The sequence below is a fragment of the Alicyclobacillus fastidiosus genome (assembly GCF_026651875.1).
In the GTDB taxonomy this organism is placed as follows: domain Bacteria; phylum Bacillota; class Bacilli; order Alicyclobacillales; family Alicyclobacillaceae; genus Alicyclobacillus; species Alicyclobacillus fastidiosus.
Map to the genome: position 1 here is coordinate 404,662 of NZ_CP104067.1, position 16,392 is coordinate 421,053.

The window sequence follows — 16,392 nt, forward strand, 5'->3', positions numbered from 1 at the left end:
CCGAGCGTCGACAAGGAGGATTATGAATGATTGAAATAGAGAAGCCGCGGATTGAGATTGTGGAGCAGACGGAGAACTACGGCAAGTTTGTCTGTGAGCCACTAGAGCGTGGTTACGGTACGACGTTCGGGAATTCTTTGCGTCGAATTCTGCTGTCGTCCATTCCGGGCGCAGCTGTTCGAGCGATTAAGATTGAGGGCGTGCTTCACGAGTTCGCCACAATTCCAGGCGTTGTGGAAGATGTCACCGAAGTCATTCTCAATCTCAAACGGCTCTCACTCAAAATTCACTCCGACGAAGAGAAAGTTCTTATCATCGACGCGGATCATCCGGGAGCAATCACAGCCGCTGACATTCGAGCCGATTCGGATGTAGACATCATGAATCCGGACTTGCACATTGCAACGCTCACGGAAGGCGCCCGGGTTTACATCGAACTCCGCGCCGGCCGTGGCCGGGGTTATGTGCCTGCGCATCGGAACAAGCCGGACGAACAGGAAATTGGTTTAATTCCAATCGACTCATTGTACGCGCCCATCTCGCGTGTCAACTTCTCTGTGGAGAACACACGTGTTGGTCAAGTGACGGACTATGACAAACTGACGCTGGAAGTTTGGACGGACGGAAGCGTAGCGCCGGACGAGGCAGTCAGTGTCGGGGCCAAGATTCTCACGGATCACTTGATGCTCTTCGTAGGACTGACCGATCGCGGTAAAGATACCGATATGATGGTCGAAAAGGAAAGCACGCAGAACGATCGCGTGATGGATATGCCAATTGAGGAGTTGGACCTTTCGGTTCGCTCGTACAATTGCTTGAAGCGCGCTGGCATCAATACAGTCTCGGAACTGTGTTCTCGTTCCGAAGAGGAAATGATGAAGGTACGCAATTTAGGACGCAAGTCTCTGGAAGAGGTTGTCGAAAAGTTGGAGGGCTTAGGGTTGGGCCTCCGCGACGACGACTGACCCCTAGGCGTCGTGTTCACGCGAAGGAGGGAACAAGATGGCTTATCGTAAACTGAACCGTACGTCTTCCAACCGTAAGGCGCTCTTTCGTAGTCTGGTAACGGACCTCGTACTGTATGAGCGCATCCAAACGACGGAAGCGAAGGCAAAGGAACTTCGGTCCATTGCTGATAAAATGATCACGCTGGCAAAGCGTGGCGACCTGCACGCTCGTCGTCAGGTTGCATCGTACGTGCGCCGCGAACATCTTGACAACGGGGAAGAGAACCAGGACGCTATCCAGAAGTTGTTTGGTGTTCTCGCAGATCGTTATCAAGAGCGCAATGGCGGTTATACGCGCATTGTGAAAATCGGGCCTCGTCGTGGCGATGCAGCTCCGATGGTACTGATTGAACTCGTTCAATGAGTACGGAACCTGGTCAAAGCCGTGGAGGGCGCATTCGCCTCGTCGTCTCGTACGACGGGGCGAACTTCCACGGCTTTGCTCGTCAATACGGACTTCGAACGGTGCAAGGCGTTCTTGAAGAGACCCTCACGAATTTACTCGGGGTCCAGATAGACGTACATGGGTCCGGACGAACGGATAGAGGCGTTCATGCGCGAGCGCAAGTTGTTCACTTCGACCTCCCGTATGGGCCGCCGGCAAACCGGTTGGTACACGTGTTATCGGGCCGCCTTCCCAGTGATATTATTCCCATCTCAGCTCACAACGTCGATTCTGACTTTCACGCTCGGTTTTCGGTCGTCCGCAAGACGTACCGATATCATATTTTCCGGGGTGTGCATCCGGACGTATTTAAATATCGATTTTCTTGGCACGTTCGCGAACCGCTGAACATCGCATTGATGCAGCGAGCGGCCTCGCACCTGGTCGGAGAGCACGACTTCACAAGTTTTTGTGCTGCGGCTGCACCGCAGGAGGACAAGGTCCGCCGGATCTACGAGGTGAATGTGGTCGAGTCAGGTGAGGACGCGTTCCTGTATTGTTCGGGAAGCGGGTTCTTACAATACATGGTGCGAATTATCACTGGCACGCTTGTAGACGTTGGCTTGGGGGACATCTCCGCGGATGCCATCCCCGACATTCTGGCCGCGAAATCCAGAGTGTCCGCTGGCAGGACCGCTCCAGCACATGGTCTGTGTCTGTGGAATGTGGAATATCCAATCGTTTACGGTGGGCGAGTACTTGATCTGTGAGGTCTCATGTAATAAAATAATGCAGGTATATTTGACCCGCTGACTCCCCGTTACCGTCAAAGGTCAAATCATCGATTCGGAGGGAATCCTAACATGCGTACGACGTATATGGCTAAGCCTGACAGCGTTGAACGCAAGTGGTATGTAATTGATGCTGCAGGCTGGCGTGTAGGTCGACTTGCAACACATATTGCGTCCATATTGCGTGGTAAACATAAACCAGAATTCACACCGCACGTTGACACCGGTGACTTTGTTGTCGTCATCAACGCGGACAAGGTTGAATTTACCGGAAAGAAACTGCAAGATAAGAAATACCGCCGTCACTCCGGTTACCCGGGTGGTTTGAAAGAGACCACGGCTGCTGAAATGCTTGAAAAGCACCCAGAGCGCGTCCTGTACTATGCGGTACGCGGCATGTTGCCACACAACACGCTAGGCCGTGCACAGCTCAAGAAGTTCAAGGTGTATGCGGGTCCTGAGCATCCGCACGCAGCACAACAACCTGTACCGTTCACACCGGGTACGCAGGAATAAGGGAGGGGCAGAACCTTGGCACGTTTACAGTATATGGCCACTGGGCGGCGCAAAACGTCTGTCGCTCGTGTACGTTTGGTTCCTGGCGACGGAAACATTCATGTTAACAAGCGTGACATGAACGATTACTTCGGTTTGGAGACTCTGAAGCTCATCGTGAAGCAACCAATGTTGCTGACCGAGACACTGGGCCAGTATGATGTTCACGCGAACGTCTATGGCGGTGGAATGTCCGGTCAAGCTGGTGCTATCCGCCACGGCATTGCTCGTGCATTGCTGAAAGTCGACCCAGAGCTTCGCACGACTCTGAAGAAGGCTGGCTTGCTCACGCGTGATGCTCGTATGAAGGAACGTAAGAAGTATGGTTTGAAGGCCGCTCGTCGTGCGCCTCAGTTCTCGAAGCGCTAAAATTGAATCGGCAACCAGGCAGGCAGCGCATTTATGCGCTGCCTGTTTTTTTCTGTCTAGCAACGGTTAGAGGCACGCATTTGGATGGATAGAACTGTGCCGCGGGGTCCGTCGCAATTTAACATGAGGATGACGCCACACCGCTCCCGTGCTGTGCTCTTCTAGTGTATCGGTGAGCCGTTCATGATTTCCCATGGGCTGCGCACACTGTGATCATCTAGTTTGCACGTGAAGGGAGAAGTCATCATGAAGGTGTATTCGTGGATTCGTGGTAGCCTCGCACTGCTCGCGGTGACGGCGTGGACGGCCGGTGGTGCTTCGCACGACGCTGGTTCTATCGCTCACGCGGCATCACTGTCGGATGCCGGGCGTACGTATAACGCCAAGGAGGCCTCGTTGAGGGCCTATGGATTGGCTGGGAAGGTTATCGTGATCGACGCGGGGCATGGAGGCCGGGATTCGGGGGCTAGAGGCGTTGACAACATCCACGAGAAGGAGATCACGCTGGCGGTCGCCAAGCGGTTGACGAGTTATCTGCAGGAGGCTGGTGCTACGGTTGTCACAACGCGGCTCACGGACACGGACCTGTCCACCGACGAAGACAGGCGCAACCGTCGACGCCATCTCGGGGACTTGCGCGGGCGATTAAGTGTCGTGCGCAATCAGCCTATTGATGCGTTCATCTCCATCCACTGTAACGCGGCACCCGCTCCAGATTGGCACGGCGCACAAGTCCTTTATCTCAAAGACAACGATCATGCAAAACAACTTGCAACGATCATGCAACAGACTTTTCAAGACACCCTGCTCCCGACTAAACGCAGCATTCAGTCGAACGAGACGCTCTACCTGCTCAAGCGCATTGAGGGGCCCTCGGTGCTCGCCGAGATTGGGTTTATTACGAATCCGAACGAGGCAAGCTGGTTGCAAAGGCCCGCTTACCAGGAAAAGGTGGCCTTGGCGATGTATGTCGCCCTGCACCGCTATTACGACGAGGTTTCTTCAGGGAAAGTCCCGGAGGAGGACCCGGAAGACTGAATTTACGTTGGGGGATGAACTGAGTGCTCAATCGATTGCGGCAACGCGTGTGGCTGGCTGCGCTGTCCTCGACGGTCGTCGCGTTCGGGGCCCTCTGGTTCTCGCTGTCGGTTCAGGCGCGGAGCGGGCCTGTGGAAACGCCGCCTGCATCCACGACGTTGACCAAATACCTCCCATTGTATGCAACCGGCGAGAATTGGTTTGGGAAACCCGTGTACAAAGTCACCAATACGTCCGGTATGACACTCCACCACGTCACCCTATCTTCGTTTAGTGGCGAGCTATTGCCCGTCTTATTTGTCGGCGTGCGCCATGGCCCCCTGTGGCCCGCCAGCGCCCACGAACTGCTGCATGCCCCGTTTACGTTGAAACCAGGTGCCTCGATGTGGTTTGTTGGACCGCGGGTTCCGCCCATTCGCTTGGGACTCACGTGGATGAACGAAGATAACCCCCACTTTGAAATCCTTGAACCGGCAAGCTAGTCCCCGTGGCTGTGTCTTAAATGAGCTTCCACTTGCCCAGGTTCTAGTTTGGTTTCCGGTTCCGCTTGATGTACACTATACGTTGAGTCTGGGTCATGCGGAGGGAAATTGCGTGGTCACAAAAGAACAAGTGTTAGACGTGTTACGGGACGTTGAAGATCCCGAAGTTCATAAAAGTATTGTCGAATTGGACATGGTTCAAGCGATTGAAATTGAAGGCGACCAAGTGAGCGTGGAAGTGTTGCTCACGATTCGCGGTTGTCCACTACGGACCATCATCGAAAAGGAAGTGGAAGAACGGCTGTTAACACTTCCTGGGATTGAAAAAGTGCAAGTCCACATTGGCCATATGACAGATGAGCAGCGTGCGGCATTCACTGCCAAAGTGCGTGGCGGCAATGCGCCGGCTGCACCAGATCAGCCAGAAGTGCCGGCGCTGTTGCGCTCGGACAGGCCAGTGCAGTTTCTCGCTGTGGCGTCCGGTAAAGGCGGCGTTGGCAAGTCCACTGTAACGGCCAACTTGGCTGTGGCGATGGCGCGGCAGGGGATCCGCGTGGCAATTATTGACGCGGACATCTACGGCTTTAGTATTCCGGCCATCTTCGGGGTGCAAGACAAGAAGCCGACCGTCATCGACGAATTGATCATGCCAATCGAAGTCCAGGGCGTGAAATTGATTTCGATGCAGTTCTTCGTGCCGAAGGACACTCCGGTGGTCTGGCGCGGTCCCATGCTGGGCAAGATGCTTCGCAATTTCTTTGGCCAGGTTCATTGGGGGGATGTCGATGTCGTCCTTCTCGACCTACCGCCTGGGACAGGGGACATGGCGCTCGACGTGCATTCACTCTTGCCGAACAGCAAGCAGCTGATTGTGACAACACCGCAGTCCGCCGCGTCAGCCGTCGCCGTGCGCGCAGGGCTCATGGGCGTTCGTACCAATCACGAAGTGATTGGTGTCGTGGAAAACATGTCGTACTTCCAGTTTGATCACTCCGAGGAGCGCGCCTATATCTTCGGTCGCGGCGGCGGGGAGCAGGTGGCCGAACAACTGCATACGGAATTGCTCGTGGAGATTCCGATTGCCAACCTCGACAAACAGAAGGATGCCCTCTTTGATGAGACCTCCTTACAAGGTAAAACCTACAATACACTGGCACAGCGCGTTGGCGAACGCCTTGGTGTAAAGGCGAAAGAACGACAAGCGCAGCGTTGACATGTGTTAGTGCGACATACAAAAGGGGCTGTACAAGTCGCCATGTGTGACTTGTATCAGCCCCTTCCTCGTTAACTCTTGCCTTCTCCTCCTCCCCCGGAAGACGAACCACCGCCACCGCCGCCTTGGCCCCCACTGCTGCCGCCTGTTCCGGCTTGGCCCTGCTGCATCGACTGCTGAACCGCCTTCTGAACTGCACTTTGAAACTGCATTTGAAACGCGGGCGAGCTCATAGACTGTAGAATAAGGCCTTGGAGCGTCTTGCGAAATTCTGGTCCCTTCATGAGCGTTTCTAAATTGGAATTGAATTCATTGGACTTTAACAAGACCAGCATGTCCTTCTGGAATTCAGGTTCCTTCATCAACTGCTGAACTGTGGTCTTCAGTTCCGGTTGGGCTGCTTTCGCCAACGCAGCGGCGAACTTCGGGTCTTTTGCGCCCTCGGTTAAGAACTGTTGCGTCTTTGGTGATTCAATCGACTTGGTAATCGCTTGTTGCACTTCCTGCGGGGACACCACTAGGTCACTTTTAAACTGAGGGTCCTTCAAGGTGTCCACCAAAGCTTGTTTTCCATCCTTGGAGTTGAGAATATCGATGACCATTTGTTTGGTTTGGCCGTAATCTGCGTTTCCGGCACCGCTCACATCTGCACTGGCGTTCGAGATACCGCAGCCGGTGATGATGATGGCGGTGAGGGACAGTACGGAGATGATGGCACGTTTTCCATTCACGTTAAGTCCTCCCCCGATGTCCTTCTGGTCATGGACAGTATGTGATGAGGTGGCAGACTCTATCCAAGTGAGTGATGGTTTGTCTGGGGACTTTCGGTACGATATGATATCAACGACAAAAGAAGCCGCGGCTAGCCGCGGCGCGACGAAAGTTGTTCGGAACGATTTAGCGCACAGTCGTGGAGGATACTTTGGCTCCTGAGAGCAACTCGGAGACCGTTACGAATTGGTACCCGTCCGTGCGCAATTGGGTGATCACCTGTGGCAAGGCGTCTACAATTTGCTTTGACGAGTCACTCGCGTGCATCAAGATAATGTCCCCAGGCACTGCGCGTTTGGTCACGCGTTGAACGATGTTTTGCGTGCCAGGGTTCATCCAGTCCAGAGAGTCGGTATTCCACTGAATCACCGTGTATCCCATGTTGTTGAGGCAGCGGATGACGCGAGGATTAAAGTCACCATTGGGTGTGCGGATCAACTTCGTTTTGACACCTGTGACCTGATGGATGGACTTTTCGCTGATGGAAACCTGTTCCCGAATCCAACTGTCTGGATAGTTTGAGAAATCCTTGTGTAAATTTCCGTGGTTTCCAATTTCAAAGCCCATATTTTTTATTTGCTTAGCAATCTCTGGGTGTCGCAACGTCCAGGGGCCGCTTAGGAAGAAGGTGGCCTTTGTGACCTTTTCTTTCTTTAACACTTCGAGTACAGGCTCTGGAACCTTGTTTCCCCATGAGATGTCAAACGTGAGTGCAACGACTTTTTTATCCGTGTCGACCTTGTATATGGCCTTTGGTGTCTCTGGTTTCGCATGAGCGGTAGAAGGGCCGGCCACGAATAGACTTCCGGCAGTCACCATCGCAGTGACCAGGGCAAATAGCAGTGAGCGTTTGATTCGCGACATTTCTCTATGACCTCCTTTGTTCTGAGAAAAGTGTTTGCGCGTAAACAGCAAGGTATGCAAAGGAGGTAGACGACTTTTGAAACAGGTCGGCTCTCAACGTCGTTTTGAAATTGGAGTTTATTTTATATTCGGGCTGTTCTTGCTAGTCGCCGGATTTCTTGTAGGTTGGCTGAACCCAACCCGGGTGAGTCGACAGATCGGCCCCACGCTGAAACAACTGATCCAGAGTATTGATCGCAACGGAGCGCACTTGCCATGGCCGCACGAGTTCTTATTGCTCCTTTTGCACAATGCTGGCACGGCGACCGAATTGGCCATTTTTGGGCTGGCCTTCGGCATTTTTCCGGCCTACTCGATGTGGATGAACGGGTTGGTGAGCGGCTACGCGGTCAGCCTCGTGGTCCAAGCCAAAGGGATTCCCGCTTGGAAACCAATCGTGTTTGGACTGTTGCCGCACGGCATCTTCGAACTCACCGCCATCCTCTGGGCGGCCGCCCTCGGAATCGGGAATGGAATGGCCTTGTTTCGAGCCATCGGGCGCACTGTTCGAAGCGGCACTTCGACCCGACTAGCGGATGGTCATAGGAAAGACACGGGGGAGAGCTTTCGCGACGCACATCCGTTGCGGTATTCGCTCCTGCGCACGGCGCGTAGCCTTCCGGTCATCTGGGGAATGTTAGTGATTGCAGCAATCATTGAATCTGCGATCACCCCCCACCTCATCACCTGGGGGATACTGAACTGACAGAGTCATTGAGGAGAGGATTCGCGTGAAAGAGCTACGGATTATCGGCGTGCCGTCCGACTTAGGTCAAGGGCGGCGCGGGGTGGATATGGGGCCAAGCGCCATTCGCTACGCGGGGCTGAGCGCGGCGCTGGAACGACTCGGCTACAAGGTCGAAGACCTCGGCAACATCAACGTGCCGACGCCGGAGATGAAGGAGCAAAACCAGAATGCAAAGCTGAGATATCTGCACGAGGTGACCGAGGTAGCAAAAAACTTGTGCGGGATGGTGAGTCAGGTCGTTCGAGAGGGACACCTCCCCATCATCCTCGGCGGAGACCACAGCATCGCCATCGGCAGTCTCGCCGGGATGGCGCAATCGAGTACCGACTACGGCGTCATTTGGTTTGACGCGCACGGCGACATGAACACCGAACAGACCACGCCGTCTGGCAACATTCACGGCATGCCGCTCGCGGTCAGCCTTGGATACGGCCATGACCAGCTCGTCACGATTGGCGACCTCAAACAGAAGGTAAAGCCGGAGAACGTGGTGCTCGTCGGCATTCGTTCGATCGACGAAGACGAGGCACGGCTGATTCGCGAGGCGGGGGTTCGCTGTTACACGATGGCCGAAATTGACCGACGCGGTATGGCGCAAGTGATGACGGAGGCCATCGAAATTGCGACAAACGGGACGGATGGTATCCACCTGAGTCTCGATCTCGACTCCCTCGACCCGATGTTCGCACCTGGCGTCGGTACGCCTGTGTACGGCGGCGTAACCTACCGCGAAGGCCACCTCGCGATGGAGATGTTGGCGGCGTCCGATTCGCTCGTGTCGGTCGACGTGGTAGAAGTGAACCCCATTCTCGACGAGCATAACCGCACCGCCATCATGGCGGTCGAACTGGTCGAGTCCTTGTTTGGAAAAACGGTGCTCTAACCGGGGCAGTTTGTGAAATGCGAACTGAATCAGGGAAAGATGAGCCCACCCTGTGGCCGGTGCCTAAGGGAAATGGGCTCTTTTCTCGTTTCTAGACCGGTGTGGTGACGCGCGCAAGCCCTCGCCCATAGTTTATGACGTGAACATCGCATCACGATCACGACTAGGGAGGGTGGCTTGTGCTCATGCTCGCGCTTGGAGACTCCATTACATATGGATATGGAGCGACCTCACCGGAACTCAGTTACGCGGAGAGACTCAGAAAGCAGTTGGCACGGAATATGCGGGTGAGTATGCACGTGCACGCAAAGCCCGGGTGGACCTCGCGGCAGTTGAATAAGTCGCTGCCAGAAGTTCCAAAGTGCATCTATGACGAAGCGGAGATTGTGACGCTGATGATCGGGGGCAACGACTTGCTTCGCGGGGCGACCACACTACTTTCGGGCAAGCCGGAACGCATCGCGCAGGTCTGTGAGAAATCACGTGTTGAAGTTGAGCAAATCGTGGAGTATGCCAACCGTCCCTACAACACGTTCGTCATCGCCACGCTGTACAATCCGTTTCCAAATTTTGATGTAGCTGAGCGGATCACACAGGAGTATAACGATATGATTCGCAAGGTGGCGGCTCGGCACAAACTCTATGTATTCGATTCCTCGAGGATCTTCAGAGGACGTGAGGCAGACTACGTGGAGCACTATAAAAACGGTCAGTTCCGCGACATCCGACTCTACAAGAACCCCATTCATCCTACCGATGCGGGGCACCAAGCGCTATGCCAAGGGTTCTTTCGGACGTTGCAGAGGGCGAGAGCAAGCCGTCAAAAGCGCAAAGTCGTGCGCCAACGACGTCGCGCATAGCCGTCAGACTTGACGCGGGCCTTCATTGTGCGAAACAATGAGGGACGATGGTTTTAGTTCGAGTTACCGGTTGGGTGGATGGACATGGACGCATGGCTGGTCGTATTTCGAAATTTTAACTTTAAAGACGTCATCGACATTCTGTTTGTGGCATTTGTCCTGTACTTTTTACTGCTGCTCATCCGCGGCACGCGGGCGGTGCAACTGCTCAAAGGCGTCATCGTTGTCGTGATCGTATCGGTGATCAGCCAATTGTTGCACCTCTCTGCCTCCAGTTGGCTTCTGGGCAAAATCATCGAAATCGGTTTGTTCGCCATTCCGGTCGTGTTTCAACCTGAATTGCGACGCGCCTTGGAACAACTTGGCAGGGGTGGTTTTTGGTCGCTTTCGTTGAATCAGCAAGGGCACGAGGAAGATCAGCAGACCGTCAATGAGATCGTCAAGGCGACACAGGTGCTTTCGAAGACCAAAATCGGTGCGCTTATAGTGGTCGAGCGAAGAACTGGTTTGTCAGAATACATTGAGACAGGCACTTCGATTGAGGGCCATGTAAGCAGTGAGCTATTCATCAATTTGTTCATACCGAACACGCCGTTGCACGACGGGGCCGTGATCGTGAGAAATAGTCAGATCGTCGCGGCAGGGTGTTTCCTGCCGCTGACGGAAAACCGCAGTTTGGACAAGCAACTTGGCACGCGTCACCGGGCAGCACTTGGCATCAGTGAGCAATCGGACGGGATCGCCGTGGTCGTTTCGGAGGAAACGGGCCGGGTGTCGGTCGGCGTGGATGGCATCTTACACCGCGGCCTCGACGAACAGGGCTTGAAGTCGCTCTTGACCAATCTGCTGGTGGCCAAGCGCTCAAACTCCTTTCCGTTTTGGCATAGAAAGGCGGAGTCGTAAATGATGGACAGATTTCTTCGGAACAATGTGTTCCTGCGGATTCTCGCCATCGTCCTCGCCTGTATTATCTGGCTCGGGGTGCACGCCCCGCAGGATAATACGTCGTCCTCACAGTCACAGTCGACGGGCGTGACCCAAGCATACCACCTGCCGATTCACGTCCAGGTGGGCGACGACGTGGTCGTGTCGTCGATGAGTCAATCGACGGCGACCATCAATGTGACCACGAGCATTCTCAACTTGGCTTCACTGCCGGCCGAAATGCTGAAGGTGCAACTTGTGGCAAATGCGCAGGGCCTCGGGTCAGGAACGCAAGTGTTGCACATCGCTGCCGTCGATATGCCGAATGACATCAAGAACTATACCCTTCAGCCTTCGACGGTGACGGTGGCGCTCGAAAAGAAAGTGAGTCAGGCAAAACCTATCGACATTGAAATCAATGGGACTCCCGCGACTGGGTACGCGCTGGGACAACTCGTGTTGAATACGCAGTCCGTGAGTGTGAGTGGTGCGAAGGCGCCCGTACAATCTGTCTCACGGGTCGTCGGCACGGTCGACGTGAGCGGGATGAAGTCGACCGACACCAAGATTGTCGATCTCACACCTGTAGACAGTCACGGCAATACCGTACAGGACGTGGATATCTCGCCGACGAGCATCAGCGTCAACGTTCCGATTCAATCGTCTGATCAAAAGGTGACCCTGGCCCCAAAAGTGACAGGGATACCGGCGCCCGGTTACGCCGTGTCGGGCGTAAATCTGGATAATGAACAGGCGAGTGAATCAGGTTTACCCTCGTCGTCTCTACCCAAGACGGGCTTGGTCGTCCCCGTCGACGTGTCTGGGCTTTCGAAGACGTCGACTTTGGACGTCCCAATTCCACTGATGCAGGGCATGACGCAGATCACGCCGAGTTCGGTGGCAGCTACAGTGACGATTGAGCCATCCAGTACGGTCACCTTCAACCAGGTCCCAGTTCGTGTCCGAAATGCAACAAGTGGGACGAAAGTCACGCTACCGGACAATCCCACCGTCGATGTGACCGTAACTGGCCCGAAGAGTATTGTGAATGGAATGACGGCAGCTGACGTGGAGGCGTTCGTCGACGCGTCGAAATTGAAATTGGGCGACACCAGTGCAACGGTCGCGGTGCAGGTTCCACAGTGGGTGAGTGTGGCGGACCTGTCACAGCGGGCGGTCAACGTGCAAGTCGTTCAAAACGGGTGAGCGAACAGTCATTTCTATTGTTCTTTAAAGTCAATCTGTGGCAAAATGATCAGGTCTTTAGAAAGGGGTCTCACTTTGGGTAGATTGTTTGGAACAGATGGTGTGCGTGGCGTAGCCAATGCGGACTTGACCCCAGAGCTTGCATTTCGGCTGGGTCGCGTCGGAGCATACGTCCTCACGTCGCGGCATCGTGGTGCTCGCATTGTGATTGGTAAGGATACTCGGATTTCCGGGGATATGTTAGAGACCGCCCTCATCAGCGGAATTCTTTCGATGGGCGTAGACGTTCTTCGCCTGGGCGTCATCAGTACACCGGGCGTGGCATACTTGACAAAGCATCTCCGGGCCGATGCAGGGGTCATGATCTCTGCTTCCCACAACCCGGTTGAGGATAACGGCATCAAGTTTTTTGGTGGTGACGGTTTTAAGCTGCTCGACGAGACAGAAGACCGCATTGAGCATATCTTAGCGACTGGGGAAGAGTCGCTCCCGCGCCCGACCGGAGACGAAGTCGGCCGGATTTACAATGAGCCCGCGCAGGAGGCTTATACCCGCTTCTTGATGTCGACGGTGACTGAGCGATTTGATGGACTGCATATCGTCCTCGACTGTGCGAACGGTGCAGCTTCGGCCATTGCGCCTGAAGTGTTCCGGCGCCTTGGGGCGAAGGTCACGGTGACCCACGCCGAACCAGACGGAGTGAACATCAATGTGGGCTGTGGCTCGACACATCCACACGTCGTTCAGCAAGCGGTGTTGACCAATGATGCGGACCTGGGGCTGTCGTTCGATGGGGACGCTGACCGCCTGATCGCGGTCGATTCGACCGGTCAGGTGATCGACGGAGACTTTATCATGGCGATTTGCGCCGGATCGTTAAAGCGAACAGGCGAACTCGCGGATAACAAAGTCGTGGCCACGGTGATGAGCAATCTCGGCTTGATCAAGGCGATGGAGTCGCAAGGCATCGAGGTCCTGAAGACCGCTGTTGGGGACCGCTACGTGATGGAGCGTATGCGCTCAGACAAGGCCGTTCTCGGCGGGGAGCAATCGGGGCACATTATCTTCCTGAACCATACGACCACAGGCGATGGTATCTTGACCGCCTTGCAACTCGTGCAAGTGCTCGTCAAGACTGGCAAGCCGTTGTCTGAGTTGCGCAAGGTGATGACGAGGTACCCGCAAATTCTAGAAAACGTGCGCGTCAGCGACAAACACGCTTGGGTTCACAACGAAGCCATTCAGGCCGCGCTCAGGCAGGGCGAGTCACTACTAGGTGACAACGGTCGCGTGCTCGTGCGCGAATCGGGAACGGAGTCGCTCGTACGGGTGATGGTCGAGGGGCCGGATGAGGTAGTGCTACGCAAGGTCGTCGGAGATATTGTGAAGGTTGTCCAGGCTGAGCTCGGCGTGTAACGTGAAGACGAGCTGAGTCGGCAAAAGGGTTAACTGGTCGGGCGAGATGTGGTCGTAGCCCGACCGAGCTTTAAAGGGGGGATGCCTGGGAGACAATCGCAAATTAGGCAAGGAGCAATAGAATGTCGCATACCTCGTGAATCTGATACACGAGGGAAGCAAAAGCGCCTGGACTGTCTTGGTACGATTAGCAGGACAGTTGACGCGGGGGAGGTTGGCGAACCATTCGGCGGGTGCCTCCCGGCGTTCTCGATCACGCCGCAAGCGAAACTCGAAACCCTCCAGGTGACTGGCGGTACAAGAGTGGGCAGATCGACGAGGAGGAGACCTTTTTATCTATGTGTGGCATTGTCGGTTATATTGGTGCTCGTAATGTGAAGGATGTCGTTGTCGGAGGATTAGCCAAGCTCGAGTATCGAGGCTATGACTCTGCGGGGATTGCAGCCATTGACGAAGGGAACATCAAGGTCGTGAAGTCAGTGGGCCGCCTTGCAAATCTGGAAGATAAGCTTACGTCTATGCCTATTACCGGTCAGGCCGCAATCGGCCATACGCGCTGGGCTACGCACGGCAGACCTTCGGACGAAAATGCACACCCTCACCAGGACTGCAGCGGTCGTTTTGCCATTGTGCACAACGGCATCGTCGAGAACTATTTGTCCTTGCGCGAGGAACTGATGGCCGCGGGACACCAATTCCGCTCCGAAACGGACACGGAAGTGGTCGCTCACCTAATTGAGGAACTGTACAACGGGGACCTCTTTCAAACTATGATCGCAGTTGGGAAACGCATTCGCGGCGCCTATGCACTAGTCGTGTTGGCGAAGGACCATCCGGATCAGATCGTTGCGATGCGCAAAGCCAGCCCAATGATCATCGGGCTTGGTGAACAGGAAAACTTTGTCGCTTCCGACATTCCCGCCATCCTCGAGTACACGCGTGACATCTACGTGATGGAAGATGGCGAGATGGCCGTGTTGACGGCCGCGGGGGTCGAGTGTTTTACCATGGACGGTGAGCCGATTGAGAAGGAAGTCTACGAGGTGACCTGGGACGCCGTTTCGGCAGAGCGTGGTGGATATCCCCACTTTATGCTGAAGGAGGTTCACGAGCAGCCCAAAGCCGTTCGGAACACCCTGCGCGGCCGCGTGGCAGACGATTTTAGCAGTGTGAATCTCGGGGAGATCAATCTCGACGACGATTTCATGAAGGCCGTGGACCGCATCCACATCGTCGCTTGTGGTACGTCATGGCACGCAGGTTTGGTCGGTAAGGCTGTCATCGAGGAGTATGCGCGGGTTCCGGTCGACGTGGAGATTGCGTCTGAGTATCGTTACCGCAAGCCCCTGTTCACGCCGAATACACTGGTCATCGTCATCAGCCAATCGGGTGAGACCGCGGATACGCTGGCCGCGCTTCGCGAGGTGAAAAAGCAGGGCCGTCGCGTACTCGCCATTACCAATGTAGTTGGCAGTTCCGCTGCTCGCGAGGCGGACGACGTCATCATCACCTGGGCAGGGCCAGAGATTGCAGTCGCTTCCACCAAGGCGTACACGACGCAGTTGGCCGCACTCTATTTGCTCGGCATTCGTTTGGCGCACGTCCGTGGGACGATTGACGATGCGAGCGCCAGCGAGATGATCCACGCCCTCGATGACCTGCCGCAGGTGTTGGAGCAAGTTCTCGACACCGCTCCGCAACTCGAGAGCTTCGCACAGCGTTACGTCGAGGCGACTGATACGTTCTTTATTGGTCGTGGACTCGACTATTCGGTCGCCCTGGAGGGTGCACTGAAGCTCAAGGAAATCTCCTATATCCACGCAGAAGCCTACGCGGCCGGCGAACTGAAACACGGTACGCTCGCGCTGATCACCGACGGTGTGCCCGTGATTGCCTTGGCGACACAACCGGAGTTGTACGAGAAAACCGTGAGCAACATCGTGGAAGTGAAAGCTCGTGGAGCATTCGTGCTCGGCATGACGTGGGTAGGCAACGAAGACCTCGAGAAGACGGTCGACGAAGTCATCTACCTGCCCAAGACGCTTCCCGCACTGGCACCAATCCTTGCGGTGATTCCATTGCAACTGCTGGCGTATTACGCCGCTGTCGCACGCGGAAACGACGTCGACAAGCCGCGTAACTTGGCGAAGAGCGTAACAGTGGAGTAATGTGCCGTGATTCGACATAAACTGTTATCTTCGCAAAATCAAATTCTTCTCCAGCAAAATAAGTTCTTCCCTGAGTAAAATAAGTTGTTCCCTACAGCACGGGTGGATTCGGGTCAAAAGCCTGGATTCGCCCGTTTTTGCGTTGCAAGGGAGCGCAAGGCGGGGGAAAAGACAGGGTGAAGTTCGGAAGGAGATAAGACGCGAAAAAGCCCGATATATCAAGGATTCCAAGACCATGCCCGATCAAAAACGCGAAAAAATACACGACAAAATCTGTACTCCCTGCGCCCTCAAGCCCTTCTTTTCGCCCTATCCGCAGGGAACAACTTCATTTTACGCAGAATCGATGAATCTGGAACAATTAAGGAGATAAATGAGTGGGAAAAGGTGCGATCCAGGGAAGGATCGAATTTAACGGCAGATATTGGGTGAGAGTGAGGGAAAGTCGGGAAAAGCCAGGCGGGGCAAGGGGGTTGAAAGGGTTGAGGGGAGAGGGAGTCAGGGAAGAAATTGATTTGACGGTTACATAGTACAGGGAGCTAAATTTGATTTCAGAAGTCATGGGTTGGATTTGAAATGGGCGAAAGGGCGTAGGGAAAGTGCTGTTCGGCATAACAGTCTGCGTCTGCGGTGACATCGTGGGATGGTTACGTTATTCGACAAAGGTTCAGCA

Annotated in this window: 17 protein-coding genes; 15 read left to right on the plus strand and 2 right to left on the minus strand. The window is 54.8% G+C overall.

Annotated elements, in window-relative coordinates:
* Nucleotides 1-26: 26 nt before the first annotated feature.
* The 8 genes from NZD89_RS01935 to salA all read left to right on the plus strand — a co-directional run bounded on the left by NZD89_RS01935 (nt 27) and on the right by salA (nt 5,840).
* Nucleotides 27-965 (plus strand): DNA-directed RNA polymerase subunit alpha, encoded by a 939-nt coding sequence (locus tag NZD89_RS01935; protein ID WP_268006178.1) that lies wholly within the window; start codon nt 27-29, stop codon nt 963-965.
* A gap of 37 nt (nt 966-1,002) precedes the next feature.
* Entirely contained in the window at nt 1,003-1,371 is a 369-nt protein-coding gene (gene rplQ / locus NZD89_RS01940) for a 50S ribosomal protein L17 (RefSeq protein ID WP_268006179.1), read from the plus strand.
* A complete protein-coding gene (gene truA, locus NZD89_RS01945) occupies nt 1,368-2,162 on the plus strand; it encodes a tRNA pseudouridine(38-40) synthase TruA (protein ID WP_268006180.1) in 795 nt (264 codons plus the stop codon). Before rplQ ends, truA begins: the two co-directional genes overlap by 4 nt.
* Before the next feature lie 93 nt (nt 2,163-2,255).
* Nucleotides 2,256-2,699 (plus strand): 50S ribosomal protein L13, encoded by a 444-nt coding sequence (gene rplM / locus NZD89_RS01950; RefSeq protein WP_268006181.1) that lies wholly within the window; start codon nt 2,256-2,258, stop codon nt 2,697-2,699.
* Nucleotides 2,700-2,714: 15 nt separating this feature from the next.
* Entirely contained in the window at nt 2,715-3,107 is a 393-nt protein-coding gene (gene rpsI / locus NZD89_RS01955) for a 30S ribosomal protein S9 (RefSeq protein ID WP_268006182.1), read from the plus strand.
* 246 nt (nt 3,108-3,353) lie between these two features.
* Nucleotides 3,354-4,145, plus strand: a complete 792-nt coding sequence (locus tag NZD89_RS01960) for an N-acetylmuramoyl-L-alanine amidase (RefSeq protein ID WP_284286042.1) — start codon at nt 3,354-3,356, stop codon at nt 4,143-4,145.
* Between the two features lie 23 nt (nt 4,146-4,168).
* Nucleotides 4,169-4,627: a hypothetical protein gene (locus tag NZD89_RS01965; RefSeq protein WP_268006183.1), complete on the plus strand. Its 459-nt coding sequence runs from the start codon at nt 4,169-4,171 to the stop codon at nt 4,625-4,627.
* Between the two features lie 112 nt (nt 4,628-4,739).
* On the plus strand, nt 4,740-5,840 hold the full coding sequence (salA, locus tag NZD89_RS01970) for an iron-sulfur carrier protein/transcriptional regulator SalA (protein WP_268006184.1): 1,101 nt from the start codon (nt 4,740-4,742) through the stop codon (nt 5,838-5,840).
* A 71-nt stretch (nt 5,841-5,911) separates the two neighbouring features.
* Here salA and gerD read toward each other — a convergent pair whose 3' ends face one another.
* A complete protein-coding gene (gene gerD, locus NZD89_RS01975; protein ID WP_268006185.1) occupies nt 5,912-6,571 on the minus strand; it encodes a spore germination lipoprotein GerD in 660 nt (219 codons plus the stop codon).
* Nucleotides 6,572-6,737: 166 nt separating this feature from the next.
* Complete coding sequence (gene pdaB / locus NZD89_RS01980; RefSeq protein ID WP_431308748.1) at nt 6,738-7,430, minus strand: polysaccharide deacetylase family sporulation protein PdaB; 693 nt, start codon at nt 7,428-7,430, stop codon at nt 6,738-6,740.
* 121 nt (nt 7,431-7,551) lie between these two features.
* On the opposite strand from pdaB, the gene NZD89_RS01985 reads away from it, so the two are divergent.
* The 7 genes from NZD89_RS01985 (at nt 7,552) to glmS (ending at nt 15,719) form a co-directional block, all read left to right on the plus strand.
* Complete coding sequence (locus NZD89_RS01985; RefSeq protein WP_268006187.1) at nt 7,552-8,220, plus strand: stage II sporulation protein M; 669 nt, start codon at nt 7,552-7,554, stop codon at nt 8,218-8,220.
* A 25-nt stretch (nt 8,221-8,245) separates the two neighbouring features.
* Nucleotides 8,246-9,145, plus strand: a complete 900-nt coding sequence (rocF, locus tag NZD89_RS01990; protein WP_268006188.1) for an arginase — start codon at nt 8,246-8,248, stop codon at nt 9,143-9,145.
* 185 nt (nt 9,146-9,330) lie between these two features.
* Nucleotides 9,331-10,005 (plus strand): SGNH/GDSL hydrolase family protein, encoded by a 675-nt coding sequence (locus tag NZD89_RS01995; protein ID WP_268008369.1) that lies wholly within the window; start codon nt 9,331-9,333, stop codon nt 10,003-10,005.
* A gap of 84 nt (nt 10,006-10,089) precedes the next feature.
* Nucleotides 10,090-10,908 carry a diadenylate cyclase CdaA gene (cdaA, locus tag NZD89_RS02000; protein WP_268006189.1) on the plus strand — a complete coding sequence of 273 codons (819 nt, stop codon included), beginning with the start codon at nt 10,090-10,092 and terminating at the stop codon, nt 10,906-10,908.
* Nucleotides 10,909-12,135, plus strand: coding sequence for a CdaR family protein (locus NZD89_RS02005; protein ID WP_268006190.1), 1,227 nt, complete (start codon nt 10,909-10,911; stop codon nt 12,133-12,135).
* Between the two features lie 75 nt (nt 12,136-12,210).
* Nucleotides 12,211-13,551: a phosphoglucosamine mutase gene (gene glmM, locus NZD89_RS02010; protein WP_268006191.1), complete on the plus strand. Its 1,341-nt coding sequence runs from the start codon at nt 12,211-12,213 to the stop codon at nt 13,549-13,551.
* A 338-nt stretch (nt 13,552-13,889) separates the two neighbouring features.
* Nucleotides 13,890-15,719 carry a glutamine--fructose-6-phosphate transaminase (isomerizing) gene (gene glmS, locus NZD89_RS02015; RefSeq protein WP_268006192.1) on the plus strand — a complete coding sequence of 610 codons (1,830 nt, stop codon included), beginning with the start codon at nt 13,890-13,892 and terminating at the stop codon, nt 15,717-15,719.
* Nucleotides 15,720-16,392: the final 673 nt, after the last annotated feature.

Bases quoted from the DNA above. Each gene is read 5' to 3' on its own strand.
- rplM (WP_268006181.1), top strand. From the start codon at position 2,256: ATGCGTACGACGTATATGGCTAAGCCTGACAGCGTTGAACGCAAGTGG.
- NZD89_RS02005 (WP_268006190.1), top strand. From the start codon at position 10,909: ATGATGGACAGATTTCTTCGGAACAATGTGTTCCTGCGGATTCTCGCC.
- NZD89_RS01995 (WP_268008369.1), top strand. From the start codon at position 9,331: ATGCTCGCGCTTGGAGACTCCATTACATATGGATATGGAGCGACCTCA.
- NZD89_RS01935 (WP_268006178.1), top strand. From the start codon at position 27: ATGATTGAAATAGAGAAGCCGCGGATTGAGATTGTGGAGCAGACGGAG.
- cdaA (WP_268006189.1), top strand. From the start codon at position 10,090: ATGGACGCATGGCTGGTCGTATTTCGAAATTTTAACTTTAAAGACGTC.
- NZD89_RS01960 (WP_284286042.1), top strand. From the start codon at position 3,354: ATGAAGGTGTATTCGTGGATTCGTGGTAGCCTCGCACTGCTCGCGGTG.
- truA (WP_268006180.1), top strand. From the start codon at position 1,368: ATGAGTACGGAACCTGGTCAAAGCCGTGGAGGGCGCATTCGCCTCGTC.
- rplQ (WP_268006179.1), top strand. From the start codon at position 1,003: ATGGCTTATCGTAAACTGAACCGTACGTCTTCCAACCGTAAGGCGCTC.
- pdaB (WP_431308748.1), bottom strand. From the start codon at position 7,430: ATGGTGACTGCCGGAAGTCTATTCGTGGCCGGCCCTTCTACCGCTCAT.
- glmS (WP_268006192.1), top strand. From the start codon at position 13,890: ATGTGTGGCATTGTCGGTTATATTGGTGCTCGTAATGTGAAGGATGTC.